We start from the raw sequence: 16,319 nt of genomic DNA, 5'->3' as shown, positions 1-16,319 counted from the left end.
GAAGCCGACATGCTGAACCTTGCCGAATACCGCCAGCGGCCAGCGCTCTTGGCCGACTGGTTGCCTTGGGCCGGGCTGATCGCGACGGGCGTGGTACTGAACAAGGATGGCTCGTTCCAGCGCACGGCACGCTTTCGCGGGCCGGATCTGGACAGCGCCACGCAAGGCGAACTAATAGCTACATCAGCGCGGCTGAACAACGCACTGCGCCGGCTTGGTTCGGGCTGGGCCTTGTTCATCGAAGCCGAGCGCCGCCCGGCAGCAGGCTATCCACGCTCCGAATTCCCGGAGCCGTTGTCATGGCTGGTGGATGAAGAACGCCGCGCGGCCTTCGAGGAATCCGGCCAGCATTTTGAGAGTGCCTATCACTTCACACTTGCCTATCTTCCACCAGAAGAGTCCCGCGCCCGCGCCGCCAAAATGCTCTATGAGAACCCGCCAGGCGATGGCGTGGACTGGCGTGGGCGGCTGGAAGCCTTCGTGGCGGAAACGGATCGCGTGTTCGACTTGCTCGACGGCGTGATGCCGGAAATCGCCTGGCTCGATGACAGCCAGACACTGAGCTACCTGCACGCCACGGTGTCCATGCGGCGCTACCGCGTCGGTGTGCCCGACGTGCCGTTCCATATCGACGCACTGTTGGCCGACTGCGCCCTGGTCGGTGGTCTGGCGCCCATGCTGGGCGACCAGCACCTGCGCGTGGTGTCGGTGCGAGGCTTTCCGACTTCGACGTGGCCAGGGATTCTGGACGACCTCAACCGCCTGGGCTTTGGCTACCGCTGGAGCACGCGCTTTTTGTGCCTGGACAAAGCTGAGGCGGAAAAAGAACTCGGCCGCCTGCGCCGCCAGTGGTTTGCCAAACGCAAGAACGTCGTCGCGCTGTTGCGCGAAACGATCTTCCAGCAGGAAAGCCCGCTGGTCGATACCGATGCTAGCAACAAGGCGGCCGACGCCGATGCCGCCTTGCAGGAACTGGGCAGCGATCAAGTCGCTTTCGGCTACCTCACCGTCACTGTGACGGTGCTCGATGCCGACCCGGCCGTAGCCGACGAGAAGCTGCGCATGGTGGAGCGCGTCATCCAGGGCCGGGGCTTCGTGACCATCCCCGAGACCCTCAATGCAGTCGATGCCTGGCTGTCGTCCATCCCTGGCAATGCCTATGCCAACGTGCGTCAGCCCATCGTCTCGACGCTGAACCTGGCGCACATGATGCCGCTGTCAGCGGTGTGGGCCGGGCCGGAGAAGAACGCGCATCTGGATGGCCCGCCGTTGATCGTCACCCGCACCGATGGCGCGACGCCTTTTCGCTTGGTCACGCACATCGGCGACGTGGGCCACACGCTGGTCGCCGGGCCGACCGGCATGGGCAAGTCGGTCTTGCTCGCTACGCTGGCGATGCAGTTTCGCCGCTATCCCGGCTCGCGCATCTTCGCCTTCGATATGGGCCGCTCCATGCGTGCCACAATCCTCGGGCTGGGCGGCGAGCATTACGACCTAGGCAATGACGGGGCGATTGCTTTCCAGCCATTGGCCCGCATCGACCAGGAGGGCTACCGCACCTGGGCCGCCGAATGGGTGGAAGGCCGCCTGCTGCATGAAGGTGTCTCCATTGGCCCGGACGAGAAGGCCGCGATCTGGTCGGCACTCGGCAGCCTCGCCGGCGCGCCGGTGGAGCAGCGCACGCTGACGGGCCTCTCGGTGCTGCTGCAATCGAACGCACTGCGCCAGGCGCTCGCGCCCTATGTGCTGGGTGGTGCCCACGGCAAGCTGCTGGACGCCGATTCTGATCGGCTGGGTTCCGGCAGCGTGCAGGGCTTCGAGATGGAAGAGCTGATGCACAGCAAGGCGGCAGTGCTGGCCGTGCTGGGCTACCTGTTCGCCCGCTTCGATGAACGCTTCGACGGCGCGCCCACGCTGTTGATCCTCGATGAAGCCTGGCTGTTCCTCGATGATCCGGTGTTCGCTGCCCGCATCCGCCAGTGGCTCAAAACGCTGCGCAAGAAGAACGTCAGCGTCATCTTCGCCACGCAGTCGCTGGCCGACATCAAGGATTCAAGTATTGCACCGGCAGTGATCGAAAGCTGCGCCAGCCGGATTTTTCTCCCTAACCCACAGGCGACCGAGCCTCAGATCCGCACGATCTACGAGGGCTTCGGCCTCAACAGCCGCCAGATCGAGATCGTGGCGACCGCGCAGCCCAAGCGTGACTACTACTACCAATCGCGCCTGGGCAATCGCCTGTTCGACCTCGACCTGGGGCCAGCAACTTTGGCCTTCGCCGGGGCATCCACTCCGCAAGACCAACGCGACATGGATCGCGTGCTGCTGGACGCAGGCACACCGGGCTTCGCCGGTGCCTGGCTGCGTCATCGTGGCCTCGATTGGGCCGCTGATCTGCTGCCGTCCTCGCCGGCGGCAGCGTCCTTCCTCGCTTCTCAACCCCAGGAGGTTTCACCATGAAAACCCAACCCCGTTTGCGGTCCGTCTCGCTCGCCGCCGTGCTGTCGGCATCGCTGCTGGCCGTGCAGCCTGCATCCGCGCTGACGGTGTTCGACCCGTCCAACTTCGTGCAGAACACGCTGACCGCCGTGCGCACGCTGGAGCAGATCAATAATCAGATCAACCAGCTTCAGAACGAAGCGCAGATGCTGATGAACCAGGCGCGCAATCTGACGAATCTGGACTTCAACATCGTCAATCGCCTGCGCTCGACGCTGGCGACCACCGAGCGGCTGATCGCCGAGGCTCGCGGCCTGGCCTACGACGTGCAGAGCATGGATGCCACCTTCGCCCGGCTGTACCCGGAGCAGTACGCCGCGACCGTCAGCGGCGACCAGATGCTGCGCGACGCGCAGGAACGCTGGAAGAACACCTTGAACGGCCTGCATACCGCGATGCGGATGCAGGCGCAGGTGTCGCAGAACCTGGCGCAAGACGAAAGCGCGCTGTCCGACCTGGTCAGCCAGAGTCAGTCCGCCACCGGCGCACTGCAAGCCATGCAGGCGACCAATCAGCTTCTGGCCTTGCAGGCCAAGCAGTCGATCCAGGCGCAGCAGCTCCAGATCACGCAGGAACGCGCCGCCGCGCTGGAACTGGCACGCCAAGCAGCGGCTGTCGAACGCGGCCGGGAAGTGACGCGCCGCTTCCTAGGCGACGGCACGCCATACACGCCGCAGCGCGTGGATTTCTACGGCAACTGACGGGAGACGGCCATGCGATGCGTTTCCTTGCTGCTGCCCGTGCTGCTGGTCGCTTGCAGCCAGCAGCCGACCGAAGACCTGGCCGCAGCCTTGGCTGCCAATCCCGCGCGGCTCAAGGTTTTGCGTGCGCAGTGTGCAGCCGACCGGGCTACGGCAGGCGAAGACGCTTGCCTGGCTGCGGCTGAAGCCTTCCGGCGGCGCTTCTTCGCCGGTGAAACCGGGCCTGACGAGTTCCACACGCTGGCCGATCTGCCGCCGATCCCACCGAGCTTCGACACACCCATCAGTGACCAGGACGCCATGCCCTTCGAGGGGGACGTGCCATGAATGACGTGACAGTGATCGACCGATTCCTCGCTACCTTCTCGCGCTACATCGACTCGGGCTTTGGGCTGCTGCAGGGCGAAGTCGCGTTCCTGACCGCCACGCTGATCGTCATCGACATGACCATCGCTGGGCTGTACTGGGCGATGAGCCACGCCACCGGCCAGGGCGATGACTTGATCGCAAAACTGCTGCGCAAGGTGCTTTACGTCGGCGCCTTCGCCTACATCATCAACAACTTCAACTGGCTGGCCAGCATCGTCTTCCGCTCGTTCGCGGGCCTGGGCCTAACGGCCAGCGGCTCGACGATGAGCATGGGCGAATTTCTGCAACCGGGCCGCCTGGCCAAGACCGGCATCGACGCGGCAGCGCCGATTCTTGAGCAGATCAGCGACATGGCGGGCTTCCCCGAGGTGTTCGTGAACATGACGCCCATCGTGGTCATGTTCCTGGCCTGGGCCGTGGTGATCCTGTGCTTCTTCGTGCTGGCGATCCAGCTTTTCATCACGTTGATCGAGTTCAAGCTGACCACGCTGGCGGGCTTCGTGCTGGTGCCTTTCGCCTTGTGGAACAAGACCTCGTTCCTCGCCGAAAAGGTGCTGGGCAACGTGGTGTCCTCGGGCATCAAGGTGCTGGTGCTGGCCGTCATCGTTGGCATCGGCTCGGGCCTGTTTGCCGAGTTCCAAGTGCATCCGGCCGAGCCGTCCATCGACCATGCGGTGGTCATCATGCTGGCCTCGCTCACGCTGCTGGCGTTGGGGATCTTCGGGCCGGGCATTGCCACCGGGCTGGTATCCGGTGCACCGCAGCTTGGCGCAGGCGCGATGGCTGGTGCTGCGATTGGTGCCGCAGGCGCGGCGGTTGCCGTAGGTGCCGCAGCCACCGGCGTGGGCGGTGCTGTGATGGCCGGTGCGCGCATGGCACCGGCTGCCGCCAAGCTCGCCGGGTCTGGTGCGCGGGCTGCAACCTCGGCGGCTGGCAGCGCGAAGTCGGCTTTCCAGGCCGGTTCCGCCGCTGCGGGCGGCGGAGCCAAGGGCGCGATGGCCGGGCTGGGCAGTGTTGCCAAGGGCGGCGCACAGGCCGCTGGCCAGCGCGCTGGTGCTGGCATCAAGGCAGCAGCGGCCAAGGCTGCAGCGCCATTCAAAGCAGGCTGGCAAGGCTCTGGTGCCGATGGCGGCTCAGGCGGTGGCACTGCGGGGCCAGCCGCCGCAGGCGATGCCGCTGGCAACACAGCCAACGCGCAAAAACAAGAGCAGCCCGGTTGGGCCAAAAACCTGCAACGCCGCCAACGACTCATCCAGGCCACCACTACGGCCGCGCACACGCTGCGCGGTGGCGACGGCGGCGGTTCGGGCCAAGGCCCGAGCCTGCGGGATTCCGATAGCTGACTTTCAAGGAGAACTCCATGCGATTCAAACGACCGCAGGTGCGCTATGCCGATACGCCGCAGCCTGCCACTCCGTATCAAGCCGCTGCCCAGGTGTGGGACGAGCGCATCGGCTCGGCCCGCGTGCAGGCCAAGAACTGGCGGCTGATGGCCTTCGGCTGCCTGGTGCTCGCATTGCTGATGGCCGGCGGCCTGGTGTGGCGCTCGGCCCAATCCATCGTCACGCCCTATGTCATCGAGGTCGATCAGTCCGGCCAGGTGCGCACCGTGGGCGAAGCGGCCACGCCGTATCGGCCCACCGATGCGCAGACGGCACACCACATCGCGCGCTTCGTGACGCTGGTGCGCTCGCTGTCCATTGACCCCATCGTCGTGCGCCAGAACTGGCTCGATGCTTACGACTACACCACCGATCGTGGCGCGGCGGTGCTCAACGACTATGCGCGGGTGAATGACCCGTTTGCCCGCATCGGCAAGGAATCGGTGACGGTGCAGATCACCAGTGTGGTTCGCGCCAGCGAGGCGTCGTTCAACGTGCGCTGGACAGAGCGCCGCTACGTCAATGGCGCGGCGACCGGGCTGGAGCGATGGACGGCGGTGGTGTCCATCGTGCAGCAGACCCCGCGCACCGAAGAACGCCTGCGCCGCAACCCGCTGGGCATCTACGTCAATGGCTTGTCGTGGAGCCGTGAACTGGATTCTTCTGAAGGAGCCAAACCATGAATGCACGTTTCCGTAAAACCGCATTGCCGGTGATCCTGCTGGCATCGACTGTCCTGTTTGCGGGCTGCGCCACGCAGGGCAAGCCGCCGCCGGTGATCTCGCTCGATGAGCCGGTGCAGGCTCAGCCATTGCCCGAGCCGCCCACGCCCATCGAAGTGGTGGCAGTGCCCGAACCGTTGGCATTGCCCGGACAGTTGAAACCGCTGCCGGACGTTGATGCGACCCCGGCTTCACCGGAGCCTGCCGACGAGAAGGTGCGCGTTTCGCGTGCCAATGCCGAGGCGCGCATTGCGCCGACCCGTGAGGGCTACGTCAATGCGATCCAGGTCTGGCCCTTCACTGACGGCGCGCTGTATCAGGTCTATGCGTCCGTGGGCCGCGTGACCGTGATCGCGCTCCAGCCCGGCGAGGAACTGGTGACGGTCGCTGCGGGCGATACCGTGCGCTGGATCGTGGGCGACACCTCCAGCGGCAGCGGGGCCGATCTGCGCGTCAATGTGCTGGTCAAGCCTATCCGTTCCGGGTTGAAGACCAATCTGGTCATCACCACCAGCCGCAGGACGTACCTGCTGGAACTGACTTCGACCGACAAGGCATGGATGGCGTCCGTGTCCTGGGACTATCCCAAGGATCGAATGCTGGCCTTGCAGCGCCAGGCCCAAGCCGCCAACGCTGCCGCGCCGGTCGATGCAGGCTTGTCGCTGGAGAACATCCGGTTTCGCTATGCAATCAGCGGCAGCAATCCACCGTGGAAGCCGCTGCGCGCCTTCGACGATGGCGAGAAGGTCTATATCCAGTTTCCTGCAGGCATCGCCCAGGGCGAGCTGCCGCCGCTGTTTGTCATCGGCGCGCAGGGCCATGGGCAACTGGTGAACTACCGCTTCCGCTCGCCGTACTACATCGTGGATCGGCTGTTCGGTGCGGCCGAACTGCGCCTAGGGGCCGACAAGGGCGACGTGGTGCGCATCGAGCGCACGGATGGCATTGCTGGGAGGAACTGAGCATGAGCCAGGACGATACCCCCGACCTTGACGCGCCGCAGGCGGACAAGGTGGCACCCGAGGCGGTGGCGCTGCGCGCCCAACCGCGCCCGGTCACGCGCCTGAACCGGCGCACGCTGGCCATCCTCTCCGGCGGGCTGTCGGTCGGCCTGATGGGCGCACTGATCTGGTCGCTGCAACCGCAGCAACGCAGCGCGAGCGAGTCTACCGAGCTGTACAACGTGGATCGCGTGTCCAAGTCGGAAGGGCTGGATGCGCTGCCGACGGACTATTCCAAGCTGCCAGCGCTGCCGCCCGACGTGCCGGAGCTCGGGCCACCGCTGCCGGGCGATTTAGGGCCAGCCATCGTCAATTCGCAGCAGCCAGTTGCCGCCACCTATGCCGCGCCCGGCTACGACCCCAACGATGCGCTACGCAAGGAAGAAGAAGCAGCGGCAGCTTCATCGGTGTTCTTCCGCACGGGTTCCCCGCAGGCTGCGCCCGTGGCGCAGTCGCAGGTCGCTGCCGCGGCAGGCTTCGCTGCCAATGCCGCTTTCGATCCGCTGGCCGCTGGCCCAGCCTCGACGGCGGCCCAGCCTGCTGATCCGACTGCCGTGCAGAACCGGCAAGACCAGAAAGAGGCGTTCCTGACAGGCGGCTCTAGGGAAACCCGTAACTCCGGCAACCTGCAAATGCCCGCATCGCCGTACCAAGTCATGGCAGGAACGGTGATCGCAGGTGCGCTGGTGACGGGCATCAAGTCAGACCTGCCGGGCGACGTGATCGCCACGGTGACGGAGCCGATCTACGACACGGCCACAGGCAAGTTCCTGCTGATCCCGCAGGGTTCGCGCATCCTGGGCAAGTACAACAGCCAGGTCAGCTACGGCCAGAGCCGCGTGCAGGTGGTGTGGAACCGCATCATCCTGCCGGACACGTCTTCGCTCACGCTCGACAACCTGATCGGCACCGACCCGGCGGGCTATGCCGGTCTGGAAGACGACGTGGACTGGCATTGGGATCGGATTTTTGCCGGTGCCGTGCTGACGACGCTGCTGGGCGTCGGTGCCGAACTGGCCGCACCCGAGAACCGCCAGGACGGTGATCGCGTCATCATCGCCGGGCGCGACAGCCTGCAGGACACGGTGAACCAAGTCGGCCAGGAAGTGACCCGGCGCAACCTCAACATCCAACCCACGCTGACCAGCCGTCCCGGCTTGCCAGTGCGCATCATCGTGAACCGCGATCTGGTGCTGCGGCCCTATCAGCCGCTGTTCTTCAACAAGGGGACTTCGCGATGAGCTCGACCAGGAAACTGCGGCTGGGGCCGCTGCCCAAGACCGAAAGCGTCAAGCTGACCTTCGCTTGCTCGGCCAGCTTGAAAGCCGATCTCGACCGCTACGCCGCGCTGCATGCGCAGGCGTATGGCGAGGCGGTCGATGCCTCGACGCTGATCCCGCACATGCTGGAGGCGTTCATGGCGGGGGATCGGGGATTCAGGAAAGGAAACGCCAACAAGTCCTTGCCGCCGAACCCAAGCTGAAGGTGCACCGGAACCAGATTGACCATCACTCGAACGCGCAGCCCAACGCTGCGCGTTCTTCGTTCTGGATAGGCTGCGAGGGAATGGGCTAAAGTGACCGAGCAGGCCTGCCAGTTCTTGGCAATCTCCATCGCTACAACGCGACTCGGCTTGCTTTCTACAGGCTCTTATGTGGCCCCCAGTCCACAACACCGCATCCCCTGCAAGCGGCATAAAACAGAGCTAACCTATTGCCCCATATATGGTTTCAAGCCTCCCGTGTTTTGCACGAAAGGCTTGACGCTGGCCATTTTTTATGTCGGCGCCTTGATCCCGGCCGCCACGGTTTGGCTGGCTTGGTGTAGCCTTGGCGCAATCTGGCGCGCCTCGCGCTCGCTTCATCCCCGATTTCTCCGCAGCACCATGAACCTACGCTTTATTCCCGGCCTCAACAATTTCCGCGGCATCACCCGGGAATCGGCGCGGCGCGACATCACCGCCGGCCTGAGCGTGGCGGCGGTGGCGCTGCCGGTGGGCCTGGCCTATGCCGCCATGATGGGCGTGCCGCCGGTGGCGGGCCTGTGGGCGGCCATCGCCGGGATGCTGGGCTACGCCTTGTTCGGCTCGTCGCGCACCTTGATCGTCGGGCCGGATACGGCCACCTGCACCCTGATCGCCGCCACCCTGACCGGCATGGCGCTGACCACGCCGGAAGAGCGGCTGGTGGCCGCCACCGGCATCGCCCTGACGGTGGGCGTGGGCTGCCTGATCGCGCGCGCGCTGCGGCTGGGCGTGCTGGCCAACCTGCTGTCGCGGCCGGTGCTGATCGGCTACATGGCGGGCGTGGCGATCACGCTGGCGCTGTCGCAGTTGAGCGGCCTGACCGGCGTGGGCCTGCGCAACAGCGGCCTGGTGCATCCCTTTCTGGAGCTGTCGCGGCGCCTGCCCGAAATCCAGATTCCTACCCTGATCCTGGGCCTGACGTCCTGCGCGCTGCTGGTGGCGGTCAAGCGCTGGCGGCCGAACTGGCCCGGTCCCATCCTGCTGGTGGTGCTGGCCTGCGTGCTGTCCTGGCTGTTCAACTTCCCTGGCCTGGGCATCGCCGTCGTGGGCGAGGTGCCTGCGGGCTTGCCGGCCCTGAGCCTGCCGGTGCGCCTGGAGGGCGTGGACGGCATCCTGCTGGGCGCGGCGGGGGTGCTCGTTGTCAGCTTTTCCAGCGGCATCGTGACGGCGCGCAGCTTTGCCGCGCGCACGGGCGAACACGTGGATCCCAACCGCGAGCTGGTGGGCTTTGGCGCGGCCAACATGGCGGCGGGCCTGTTCCAGGGCTTCGTGGTGACGGGCGCGGACTCGCGCACGGCGGTGGGGCTGGTGGCCGGCGGTTCCTCGCCGCTGGTCAGCGTCACCGCGGCGGTGGCGCTGGCAGTGGTGGTGAGCCTATTGAGCGGGCCGCTGTTCTGGCTGCCGCAGGCCGTGCTGTCGGCCATCCTGCTGCTGGCCGCCATCAGCCTGTTCGACGGCCATGCCTTCATGCGCCTGGCACGCATTTCGCGCATCGAGCTGGCCTTCGGCATCCTGGCCGCGGTGGGCGTGGTGGGCTTTGGCGTGCTGCAGGGCGTGGCGGTGTCGGTCGGCGCCACGCTGCTGTATGCGATGTATGTGTCGGGCAATCCGCGCGATGCCTTGCTGGGCCGGCTGCCCGGGGAAACGGTGCTGGGCAAGCTGCACCTGAATCCCGAAGCCCAGCCGGTGCCGGGTACGGTGATCTGGCTGTTCGAGTCCTCGGTGTGGTTCTTCAACGCCGACGCCTTCCGCCGCCGCGCGCGCGAGGTCATCGAGCAGGCGGGCGACGTGCGCTGGTTCGTGCTGGACGCCGAAGCCATGACCCAGGCCGACGCCGACGCGGTCGAGGCGCTGTATGAACTGAAGCACGAGCTGGACGAGCGCGGCATCACGCTGCTGGTGGCGGGCGGACATGGCCAGTTCCGCACCGCGCTGGAGCGCTCCGGCCTGGTCAAGAAGATCGGTCGCGACAAGATCTTCGGCAGCCCCGAGCAGGCCGTGGAAGCGATCGAACGCTGGCGCCAGGCGCCGCCCGCGGCGCTGGGCTAGCGCGCCCAGCCAAGGCGCCCCGGCCAGGCGCCCCCCTTAATCGATGATGTGATAGCCGCCGTCGATATAGATCGTCTGGCCGGTCATGCGGCGGGCGGCATCGGTGGCGAGCCAGGCGGTGGCTTCGCCCACGTCGTCGATGGACACCAGGCTGCGCGTGGGCGCCTTGGCCTGGGCGCGGTCCAGCAGCGCGTCGAATTCGGCGATACCCGAAGCGGCGCGCGTCTTCAGCGGCCCCGGCGATATCGCGTGCACGCGTATGCCCTGCGGGCCCAGTTCCGCCGCCAGGTAGCGGGTGGCGGACTCCAGCGCCGCCTTTACCGGCCCCATCATGTTGTAGTGCTCGACCACCATCTGCGAGCCGTAGTAGCTCATGCAGAACAACGCGCCGCCGTTGCGCATCAGCGGCTCGGCCAGTTTGGCCATGCGGATGAAGGACCAGCAGGACACGTCCATGGCCTGCAGGAAGCCTTCGCGCGAGCAGTCGGTCACGCGGCCGTGCAGATCGTCGCGCGGGGCGAAGGCGATGGAATGCAGCACGAAATCCAGCTGACCCCATTCGGCGGCCACGCTGTCGAACACGGCCTCCAGCTGGCCTTCGCGCATCAGGTCCAGCGGCAAGAGCAGGGGCGCTTCCACCTGGCGGGCCAGCGGCTCCACATGCCGCAAGGCCTTGTCGTTCAGGTAGGTCACGGCCAATTCCGCGCCCAGGGCGTGAAACGCCTTGGCGCAGCCCCAGGCGATCGAATCCGCATTGGCGATACCCGTCACCAGGCCGCGCTTGCCCGCCAGCGGCAGGAGCGCGCTCATCGCTGCCTCACCAGTTCGAGCGTGTGCTGGGCGATGATGAGTTCCTCGTTGGTGCGCACCACGTAGACGCCGATGCGGCTGTCGTCGGCGGAGATGCGGGGACCATGGCGGGCGTTGCGTTCCGGGTCCAGCTTGATGCCCAGCCAGCCCCAGTGCTCGCTGATGGCCTGGCGGATCTCGGCGGAGTTCTCGCCCACGCCGGCGGTGAAGACGATGCCGTCCACGCCGTTCATGGCGCAGGCCAGGCCTATCATGCCTTCGGCCACGCGCCAGGCGAAATACTGCAGCGCCAGCTTGGCCGAGGGCGCGTCGCTGGCCAGCAGTTCGCGCATGTCGTTGCTGATGCCGGACAAGCCCTTCATGCCGCAGTCGTGATAGAGCAGATGCTCGATCTCGTCGTGGGTCATGCCGCGTTCCATCATCCACAGCACCACGCCCGGGTCCAGGCGGCCGGGGCGGGTGCCCATGGGCAGGCCTTCCAGCGCGGTGAAGCCCATGGTGCTGTCCACGCTCTTGCCGTGCTGCATGGCGCAGGCCGAAACGCCCGAGCCCAGATGGGCCGCGATGATCTTGCCGTCGGCGATGTCCGGCAGCGCTTTCTTCAGGCGCTGCGCGATGTATTCGTAGGACAGGCCATGGAAGCCGTAGCGGCGCACGCCTTCCTGGTACAGCCGTTCCGGCAGGGCGTAGCGGTCGGCCACGTCGGAGTGGCTGCGGTGGAACGCGGTGTCGAAGCAGGCGACCTGCGGAATCCAGGGCCGGCGCTCGCGGATCACGCGGATCGGCGCCAGGTTGTTCGGCTGGTGCAGCGGCGCCAGCGGCGTGAAGGTGTCGAGCTTGGCCAGGATGGCGTCGTCGATCAGCACCGGCTCGGACAGATCCGGGCCGCCGTGCACCACGCGGTGGCCTACCGCCAGCGGGGCGCCGCCCAGGTGGCCGCTAAGCCAGGTGCCGACGACTTCCTGGCCGTTGGGCACGTCGGGCGCGTGGCTGGGCGCGATCTCGCGTTCGACCAGGGTCTGGCCGGCGGCGTCGCGCACTTTCAGCTTCGGGTGCGAGGTGCCTATGCCTTCGAGCTGGCCGCCCAGGCGCGGGGCCAGCTCCTGCGCGCCGTCGATGTCGTACAGATAGAACTTGATGCTGGAACTGCCGGCGTTGATGACGAGGATGGTGTCGCTCATGTCGCTGTGATTCCGTGTTGAGGCAAGTTGTACGCGTACTTAACGGCGAGAAGAATGCCGCAGCCCGCGCTATGTGTGCCGGTCTTGATCCGGGGCGCCGCGGATCCGGCTCCGCCGGTCCGCCTGCGCCGCCCCCTTGAGGGGGCCCGCGCAAGCGGGTAGGGGGTGGGTTCCATTACACCAGCGGGCGGGCCTGCTGTTGGGCCAGGTGGTGCGCGTAGATGGCCGCAACCGCGCAGGACGCAAGGCGCGAACGGGGGCTGTCGGCGCGGCTGGTCAGGATGATGGGTACGCGCGCGCCCAGCACGATGCCCGCGGCCTCGGCGTTGGCCAGGAAGGTCAGGTTTTTGGCCAGCATGTTGCCGGCCTCCAGGTCGGGCACCACCAGCACCTGGGCCACGCCGGCCACCGGCGAGCGTATGCCCTTGATGCGCGCGGCGTCCGGGCTGATGGCGTTGTCCAGCGCCAGCGGGCCGTCCAGCAGGCCGCCCTCGATCTGGCCGCGGTCGGCCATCTTGCACAGCGCGGCGGCTTCGATGGTGCTGGGGATGCTGGGATTGACCTGTTCGACCGCGGACAGGATCGCCACGCGCGGCTCGCCCAGGCCCAGGCCGTGGTGCAGGTCGATGACGTTGCGGATGATGTCGGCCTTGGTTTCCAGGTCCGGGAAGATGTTGATGGCCGCGTCGGTGATGAAGAGCGGTTCGGCGTAGGTCGGCACTTCCATGATGAAGACGTGGCTGATGCGCCGGCTGCTGCGCAGCCCGGTGTTGCGCGCCACCACTTCATGCATGAGTTCGTCCGTGTGCAGGCTGCCCTTCATCAGCAATTCGGCCTCGCCGCTGCGCACCAGGGCGACGGCGCATTCGGCCGCCGCGTGGCTGTGCGGCACGTCGACGATGCGCGCATCGCCCAGGTCGAGCTTGTGCTCGGCGGCGACGGCGCGGATCTTCTGCTCCGGGCCCACCAGGATAGGCTTGAGCAGGCCCAGGTCGCGCGCCTCGAGCGCGGCCGACAGCGAGGGTTCGTCGCAGGGATGTGCAATGGCGCAATGCGCGGGCGTCAGCGTCTGCGCGCGCGCGATGAGCCTGTCGTAATGGGTGGTGGGGGGCAGCGTCATGCGGATTTCGCCTTGGCGGATTTGCGCGCGGGACGCGCGGCGGGTTTGGCGGAGGCGCTACGCTTCTTGGCGCGCACCGGGACGGCCGGCTCGGCCGCGGCCGAGGGCGCTTCATGCCTGGCCGCCGCCGCACGCACCGATTTGCGCGCAACGGCCGGCGTTTTCCTGGGCGCGGGCTGCTGAGCCTCGTCACGCTTCTGCGCACGGCGCTCGGCGTACTCGAAGATGCGTTCCATTTCGTCCAGGCTGATGCGGGCGGCCTCGCTCAGGGGCTCGGCAGCCTCCAGCACGTGCTTCATGGTGTCCAGCGTTTCGCGGATCGCGGAGGCTGGCGCGCCTTCCAGCAGATGCGGTATGGCCTGGATGGCGCCGGCCGCGTCCAGCGTCATCATCAAGGCCTGATCGCGGATGATGTCCTTGAACTCCTGCAACGACAGCGCGGTGTCGGATTCGGCGCGCATCTTGCGGATCAGCGCATAGCTGCGTTCGTCCAGGCCGCCTTCGGCGCCCGACACATACAGCAGCATGCGGATCGCGGCCACGCGCAGGCCGCCTTCCAGCATCAGCGAACGCAGCTCGGCGGCGCGCTCTTCCATGAAGCGGCGGTGCTCGGGCGATACGCCCGGATGCTTGCGCGGTGGGCCGGAACGCGCGCCCAGGCCGGCCAGGTCCTGCACCAGCGGCGAACCATAAACGCCCATGAAGGTGCGTTCGTCGGCGGAATCGCGCAGCTCCTGCCAGATGTTCAGGCTGGTCTCGATCAGGTTCGAGAACATTTCCTGGGCCATCAGGAATGGGTTGTCGGCCGATACCGGCTGGCGGTGTTCGCGCACCTGTTCGGCGACTTGCGCAATCGGCGCGATGGCAGGATTGCGGTCGGAGATCAGCTCGTAGGGCAGGCGCAGCGGATGCAGGCGCTGCGACCATTCCGCCGACTGCGGCGTTACCAGGGCGCGCAGCCAGGGCTGCACGAAGCTGCGGTACATGCCCAGGTTGATGTCGGAAATGCGGGCGACGGCGGCGAAGCGGCGGTCGTCCTCTTCGTTGCGATCGACGATGGCGCGCACGTCGTCCAGGCTGCGCTGCTCGAACGACAGCACGTAGTTGCCATAGGCCAGATCGGCGTTGGGCGTGTCGGGCGTCTTGTCGGCGATCTCCGCCTGGTAGATGCCCGGCGGCAGCACGTCGATCATGTCGATGTTGGAGGTGAACTCCTGGTGCTCCTTGCGCGCCACGCTGCCGGACACGAAGATGCCCAGGTGGCCGATGCTTTCATGCACGGCATAGACGATGGTCTGGCCGTGCGCCAGCACTTCGGATTCGTTCTGGTACAGGTCGGGGATCCAGCCCAGCGCCTGCGGCGGGGGCGTGATGTTGTCACCCTTGGAGCAGAACACCACGATGGGCGAACGGATGTTGCGCAGGTCGATGCGGATGCCGTCCGAGGTCACCAGGCCGGCGGTGGCCAGGCGGTTGCCGACGAACAGGTTGTCGACGATGTACTGGATTTCCGGGCCGTTCAGGAAGACGTGGCCGCCCCACCATTTTTCGAAGCTGAGGTAGCGCTTGGCCTCGGTGTCGACGTTGGAGTACAGGTTGTACTGCTTGGACCACAGAGTGTTGGCCGGATTCAGGTTCTCGAAGTTCTGAACCAGCCAGGCGCCGTCGAATTTGCCGTCGCCCAGGTCGCTGGTCAGGGCGGTGAGCCAGCTGCCGCCCAGCAGGCCGCCGGCGTAGCGCATGGGGTTCATGCCGCGCCAGCCCGCCCAGTAGGACAGCGGCGCGCCCGCCACGATGATGGGGCCGAACAGTTCGGGGCGGACCGCGGCGGTCATCATGATCTGCCAGCCGGCCTGGCAATTGGCTACCACCACCGGCTTGCCTTCGGCGTTGGGGTGCAGCGCGATGATCTCTTCCAGGAAGCGCGCCTCGGCCATCATCACGTCCTCGACGGTCTGGGTCGGCATGGGCTGCGGCAGGAAGGTGGCGAAGTAGCAGGGATGGCCGGCGCGTAGCGCCACGCCGATCTCGCTTTCGGGCTTGAAGCCGCCGATGCCGGGGCCGTGTCCGGCGCGCGGATCGACCACCAGGAAGGGGCGCTTGATCGGGTCGGTTTCCACGCCTTCCGGCGGTTTGATGCGCAGCAGGCCGTAGTTGACGGGGCGCGGCAGACAGCGGCCGTCCATCACCAGTTCGGACTCCATGCTCAGCACGTTGGGCGCGCGCTTGGCCATGTGCTCGTGGTACTGGTTGCCGCGCTGGCGCATCACATCGGCGTAAAGCACGCCGCGCTGCCAGGCGTCCACCGCATATTCGTAGGCGGCCGTCCAGGGGTTGAAGGGTGGGGCGGGTACGCGATCGTTGCCGGATCCGGCCATGGCGATCTCCTGTAGGTTGCTTGCGGCGGCGGACCGCCGCGCCGATTCAGAGTGGAACCGGCCGAGTTGACCTCCCCATTACACCGCAACGGTTGTTGCGGTGCAACATCAAGCGTCTTGATGCAGGTCAACCCATGGCCGATTTATCCGTCCCCTTTAGGACCGGTCAGCCGGGCAGCGGTTCAATCAGGGTGGTGGCAGACTGCTTCGATGCGGTTGCCGCAAGGGTCCAGCAGGAAGGCGGCGTAGTACTGCGGATGGTAGTGCTCGCGCAAGCCCGGGGCGCCGTCGTCGCGTCCGCCGTGCGCCAAGCCGGCGGCATGGAAGGCGTCGACGGCGGCGCGGCTGGGCGCCTTGAAGCACCAGTGCCGGCGCGCCGCAGGGGCGGCTGCGTCGTCGGCGAATACGGAGAGATAGCTGTGCTGGCTGCTGCCGGCACGGCAGCGTTCGCCATAGCCGAGCGCGTCGGGGCGGTCATAGACCTTGGCCGCGCCCAGGGCCAGCATGACGGCGTCATAGAAGGGCCGGGCGGCGTCCAGGCGGGAAACGGCGATGGAGACGTGATCCAGCAGTTGCATCGCG

At 66.7% G+C, this 16,319-nt stretch carries 14 protein-coding genes; 9 read left to right on the top strand and 5 right to left on the bottom strand.

The genetic code is table 11. The annotated features are described in order from the left end of the window. Positions 1-9: 9 nt before the first annotated feature. The 9 genes from trbE to ACZ5YA_RS14620 all read left to right on the top strand — a co-directional run bounded on the left by trbE (position 10) and on the right by ACZ5YA_RS14620 (position 10,248). Positions 10-2,460: a conjugal transfer protein TrbE gene (trbE, locus tag ACZ5YA_RS14660; RefSeq protein ID WP_019043465.1), complete on the top strand. Its 2,451-nt coding sequence runs from the start codon at positions 10-12 to the stop codon at positions 2,458-2,460. Continuing rightward, complete coding sequence (trbJ, locus tag ACZ5YA_RS14655) at positions 2,457-3,200, top strand: P-type conjugative transfer protein TrbJ (protein WP_023083101.1); 744 nt, start codon at positions 2,457-2,459, stop codon at positions 3,198-3,200. Before trbE ends, trbJ begins: the two co-directional genes overlap by 4 nt. Positions 3,201-3,212: 12 nt before the next feature. Beyond that, positions 3,213-3,527 (top strand): hypothetical protein, encoded by a 315-nt coding sequence (locus ACZ5YA_RS14650; protein ID WP_023083100.1) that lies wholly within the window; start codon positions 3,213-3,215, stop codon positions 3,525-3,527. Continuing rightward, positions 3,524-4,912, top strand: coding sequence for a P-type conjugative transfer protein TrbL (trbL, locus tag ACZ5YA_RS14645; protein ID WP_019043468.1), 1,389 nt, complete (start codon positions 3,524-3,526; stop codon positions 4,910-4,912). The genes ACZ5YA_RS14650 and trbL overlap by 4 nt, the downstream gene beginning before the upstream one ends. A 17-nt stretch (positions 4,913-4,929) precedes the next feature. Beyond that, positions 4,930-5,634 (top strand): conjugal transfer protein TrbF, encoded by a 705-nt coding sequence (gene trbF, locus ACZ5YA_RS14640; RefSeq protein ID WP_019043469.1) that lies wholly within the window; start codon positions 4,930-4,932, stop codon positions 5,632-5,634. After that, the gene (gene trbG / locus ACZ5YA_RS14635) at positions 5,631-6,635 is read left to right on the top strand and encodes a P-type conjugative transfer protein TrbG (protein ID WP_023083099.1); all 1,005 of its coding nucleotides are present in this window, start codon (positions 5,631-5,633) and stop codon (positions 6,633-6,635) included. Before trbF ends, trbG begins: the two co-directional genes overlap by 4 nt. A 2-nt stretch (positions 6,636-6,637) precedes the next feature. Then, complete coding sequence (locus tag ACZ5YA_RS14630; protein ID WP_019043471.1) at positions 6,638-7,915, top strand: TraB/TrbI/VirB10 family type IV secretion system protein; 1,278 nt, start codon at positions 6,638-6,640, stop codon at positions 7,913-7,915. After that, on the top strand, positions 7,912-8,157 hold the full coding sequence (locus ACZ5YA_RS14625) for a DUF2274 domain-containing protein (protein ID WP_019043472.1): 246 nt from the start codon (positions 7,912-7,914) through the stop codon (positions 8,155-8,157). The genes ACZ5YA_RS14630 and ACZ5YA_RS14625 overlap by 4 nt, the downstream gene beginning before the upstream one ends. 402 nt (positions 8,158-8,559) lie before the next feature. Next, complete coding sequence (locus ACZ5YA_RS14620) at positions 8,560-10,248, top strand: SulP family inorganic anion transporter (RefSeq protein WP_251881101.1); 1,689 nt, start codon at positions 8,560-8,562, stop codon at positions 10,246-10,248. 36 nt (positions 10,249-10,284) lie between these two features. On the opposite strand, the gene fabI is transcribed toward ACZ5YA_RS14620, so the two are convergent. The 5 genes from fabI to ACZ5YA_RS14595 form a co-directional block, all read right to left on the bottom strand. Then, positions 10,285-11,058, bottom strand: coding sequence for an enoyl-ACP reductase FabI (gene fabI / locus ACZ5YA_RS14615; RefSeq protein WP_059379492.1), 774 nt, complete (start codon positions 11,056-11,058; stop codon positions 10,285-10,287). Continuing rightward, positions 11,055-12,239: an acetate/propionate family kinase gene (locus ACZ5YA_RS14610; RefSeq protein WP_059379491.1), complete on the bottom strand. Its 1,185-nt coding sequence runs from the start codon at positions 12,237-12,239 to the stop codon at positions 11,055-11,057. Before ACZ5YA_RS14610 ends, fabI begins: the two co-directional genes overlap by 4 nt. 175 nt (positions 12,240-12,414) lie before the next feature. Continuing rightward, entirely contained in the window at positions 12,415-13,359 is a 945-nt protein-coding gene (locus ACZ5YA_RS14605) for a phosphate acetyltransferase (protein ID WP_059379490.1), read from the bottom strand. Further along, positions 13,356-15,737, bottom strand: coding sequence for a DUF3141 domain-containing protein (locus ACZ5YA_RS14600; protein ID WP_464092698.1), 2,382 nt, complete (start codon positions 15,735-15,737; stop codon positions 13,356-13,358). Before ACZ5YA_RS14600 ends, ACZ5YA_RS14605 begins: the two co-directional genes overlap by 4 nt. 182 nt (positions 15,738-15,919) lie before the next feature. Next, entirely contained in the window at positions 15,920-16,315 is a 396-nt protein-coding gene (locus ACZ5YA_RS14595; protein WP_059379488.1) for a VOC family protein, read from the bottom strand. Between the last annotated feature and the right edge of the window lie 4 nt (positions 16,316-16,319).

The sequence above is a fragment of the Achromobacter sp. JCM 18799 genome (assembly GCF_055395645.1).
Note: the sequence above shows the minus strand (reverse complement) of the source record. Positions and strands in the feature narration are given on the sequence as shown.

What these genes read in the sequence shown, in the direction of transcription:
- trbE (WP_019043465.1), top strand. Translation starts at nt 10, where the DNA reads ATGCTGAACCTTGCCGAATACCGCCAGCGGCCAGCGCTCTTGGCCGAC.
- ACZ5YA_RS14600 (WP_464092698.1), bottom strand. Translation starts at nt 15,737, where the DNA reads ATGGCCGGATCCGGCAACGATCGCGTACCCGCCCCACCCTTCAACCCC.
- fabI (WP_059379492.1), bottom strand. Translation starts at nt 11,058, where the DNA reads ATGAGCGCGCTCCTGCCGCTGGCGGGCAAGCGCGGCCTGGTGACGGGT.
- ACZ5YA_RS14605 (WP_059379490.1), bottom strand. Translation starts at nt 13,359, where the DNA reads ATGACGCTGCCCCCCACCACCCATTACGACAGGCTCATCGCGCGCGCG.
- ACZ5YA_RS14595 (WP_059379488.1), bottom strand. Translation starts at nt 16,315, where the DNA reads ATGCAACTGCTGGATCACGTCTCCATCGCCGTTTCCCGCCTGGACGCC.
- ACZ5YA_RS14630 (WP_019043471.1), top strand. Translation starts at nt 6,638, where the DNA reads ATGAGCCAGGACGATACCCCCGACCTTGACGCGCCGCAGGCGGACAAG.
- trbF (WP_019043469.1), top strand. Translation starts at nt 4,930, where the DNA reads ATGCGATTCAAACGACCGCAGGTGCGCTATGCCGATACGCCGCAGCCT.
- ACZ5YA_RS14650 (WP_023083100.1), top strand. Translation starts at nt 3,213, where the DNA reads ATGCGATGCGTTTCCTTGCTGCTGCCCGTGCTGCTGGTCGCTTGCAGC.
- trbJ (WP_023083101.1), top strand. Translation starts at nt 2,457, where the DNA reads ATGAAAACCCAACCCCGTTTGCGGTCCGTCTCGCTCGCCGCCGTGCTG.
- ACZ5YA_RS14610 (WP_059379491.1), bottom strand. Translation starts at nt 12,239, where the DNA reads ATGAGCGACACCATCCTCGTCATCAACGCCGGCAGTTCCAGCATCAAG.
- ACZ5YA_RS14625 (WP_019043472.1), top strand. Translation starts at nt 7,912, where the DNA reads ATGAGCTCGACCAGGAAACTGCGGCTGGGGCCGCTGCCCAAGACCGAA.
- ACZ5YA_RS14620 (WP_251881101.1), top strand. Translation starts at nt 8,560, where the DNA reads ATGAACCTACGCTTTATTCCCGGCCTCAACAATTTCCGCGGCATCACC.
- trbL (WP_019043468.1), top strand. Translation starts at nt 3,524, where the DNA reads ATGAATGACGTGACAGTGATCGACCGATTCCTCGCTACCTTCTCGCGC.
- trbG (WP_023083099.1), top strand. Translation starts at nt 5,631, where the DNA reads ATGAATGCACGTTTCCGTAAAACCGCATTGCCGGTGATCCTGCTGGCA.